Origin of the sequence: Rhodococcus sp. IEGM 1305, from assembly GCF_030058635.1 — a bacterium.
Taxonomy (GTDB): domain Bacteria; phylum Actinomycetota; class Actinomycetes; order Mycobacteriales; family Mycobacteriaceae; genus Rhodococcus_F; species Rhodococcus_F opacus_D.
Window position 1 is genome coordinate 1 of record NZ_JASHKX010000077.1, and the last position, 2,775, is coordinate 2,775.

General features: G+C 69.8%; 1 protein-coding gene. It reads left to right on the forward strand.

What is annotated here, in order from left to right; translation table 11 throughout:
- Positions 1 to 2,775 (forward strand): non-ribosomal peptide synthetase (locus QM693_RS37440; RefSeq protein ID WP_502942699.1); only part of this gene is annotated, 2,775 nt, incomplete at both ends.

Consider the following 2,775-nt stretch of genomic DNA (forward strand, 5'->3'; position numbering starts at 1 on the left):
ACACCCTCCCCCTCCCCACCGACCGACCCCGACCCACCCACCGCACCCACCACGGCGAGTCGATCCGCTTCGAGATCCCCGCCGACGTACACCACCGCCTGCGTGCGCTCGCGCGGAGCACCGGGGCGACCACATTCATGACTCTGCATGCGGCCTTCGCGGTCCTCCTCGCCCGCCTGTGCGACACGGACGACGTCGTGATCGGCACCCCCGTCGCCGGCCGCCCCGATCCCCGGCTGGACCAACTCGTCGGCATGTTCGTCGGGACGCTCGTCCTCCGGACCCCGGTCGGCTCGGCCGATTCGTTCCGCGAAGTGCTGACCAGAACCCGCGACGCGGACCTCGGTGCATTCATGCACGCCGACCTGCCCTTCGAGATGCTCGTCGACGTGCTGGCGCCGGAGCGGTCCACGACGCACACACCGTTGTTCCAGGTCCTGATCGACTATGGGACCGAGGTACCACTCCGCCTCGAGCTGCCGGACCTGACGGTGACGGTCGCCGAGGACGCTCCGCCCCTCGCGAAGTTCGACCTTCAGCTCACCCTCCGCGAACATGCGGACCCCGCACACCCCGGCCTGTCGGCCGCGTTGACCTATGCCACCGACATCTTCGACGGCACCACCGTCGAGAGTGTCGCGGTACGCTTCCTCCGGCTCCTCGACTCGGTGACCGCGGACCCCGGCCGGCCAGTCGGGGACGTCGACCTCCTCGACGACACCGAACGGGCCACGCTGACGACCGGGTGCAATGCCCTGCGCCATGCCGATAATCCCCCTTCGCCCGTGGCGGAACCAGCCGAGGCCACACTCGCCGACCGGTTCACTCGGTCCGTCCACCGCTTCGCCGGCGAACCGGCGCTGACCGATGCCGACGAAACGCTCACCTACGCGGCACTCGGTGCCCGCGTCTACCGACTCGCCCGGCATCTCGTCGAACTGGGCGCCGCCCCCGACACGGTCGTCGCCGTGGCACTGCCACCCTCGGTCGAGCTGGTCGTCGCCCTGCTGGCCGCACAGCAAGCGGGAGCCGGTTACCTCGCTCTCGACGTCGGTCACCCGGCGGACCGGCTCGACGCCGCGATGTCCGACGCCGCCCCGGTGTGTCTCGTCTCCTCGACCGATCACGCGGCCCGCTTGCGGCGGGACCTTCCCACGGTGCTCGTCGACGACGCGGACACACGCACGCACCTGATGGGTCTGTCGCCGGAACCGATCACCGATCCGGAGCGACGGGCCGGGCTCACCCCCGACGCGGTCGCGTACGTCGTATACACCTCGGGGTCGACCGGACGCCCGAAAGGTGTCGTGGTGACACACCGCAATGTCACGACGCTGTTCGACAACACCCGGCCTGCGTTCGACTTCGCCGAGACCGACGTGTGGACGCTCTTCCACTCGGCCGCCTTCGACTTCTCGGTATGGGAGTTGTGGGGCGCCCTCCTGCACGGTGGCCGCCTCGTCGTCGTCGACACCGTCACCGCACGGTCACCCGACGAGTTCCTGGGCCTGCTCCGCCGGGAGCGGGTGACGGTCCTGTGTCAGACTCCCACCGCGTTCGCCCAGTTGGCCACGGCGGAACGGAACCAGCCGACCGACCTGGCGTTGCGGTACGTCGTCTTCGGCGGCGAAGCCCTCGAGCACGGTCACCTCGTCGACTGGCTCGACCGGCACGAATCCACCCGACCCCAGCTCGTGAACATGTACGGCATCACCGAGACCACCGTGCACGTGAGCAGGCATCCCCTCGGCGATACCCGTCCCGCTGCGCGGTCGGTCATCGGCCGGGCGATTCCGGGACTGCGCGTGTACGTCCTCGACCGGCGGCTCCACCCCGTACCCACCGGAGTGACCGGCGAGATGTACGTTGCCGGGAACCAGGTCACCCGTGGGTACCTGCACCGATCCGGGCTGACGGTGACCCGGTACGTGGCGGACCCGGCCGGGCGCGGAGGACGCATGTATCGCACCGGCGACCTCGCACGCTGGAACGCGCAGGGTCAACTCGAGTTCCTCGGACGTAGTGACGCCCAAGTTCAGCTGCACGGCTACCGGATCGAGCCAGGAGAGGTCGAGGCCACGCTCGTCCGCCACCCGGATGTCGCACAGGCCGCGGTGTCGGTCCGTTCCGACGACCGAGGCACCGAGCGCCTGTTCGGGTACGTCGTACCCGCCCGGGACGGTGAACAGACGAGGGCTGTCGACATCGAGCGGGTCCTCGGCTTCGCCCGGACGACTCTCGCACCGCAGATGGTGCCGGCAACGCTGGTGGTCCTGGACCGCCTGCCGCTGACCCCGAACGGCAAGCTCGATCGCCGGCAGTTGCCCGCACCCGACTTTGCCGAACGCGTCTCCACGGGTCGCGCTCCGGCGACCGCGACGGAGATGGCCCTCGCCGAGGTTTTCGCGGAGGTCCTCGGCGTGCCGTCCGTGAGCGCCGACGAGTCCTTCTTCGCAGTCGGTGGCGACAGCATCATGGCCATCCAGTTGGTGGCCCGCGCCCACGAGGACGGTGTCTTCCTCACTCCCCGCGACGTTTTCGAGCACCAGACCGTGGCCGCCCTCGCCGAGGTGGCGGCCACCCGGAACCCGGACGTGCTGGCCGAGCTTCCCGGCGGTGGCGTGGGGACCGCACCGCTCATGCCGATCGCGCGGTGGTTGCTCGAGCGCGGTGGCAACCTCGACACGTACTGCCAATCGGTCCTGCTCACCGCGCCACCTGACCTGGACACCGACACCCTCACCGCCACCGTGCAGACAGTCCTCGACCACCACG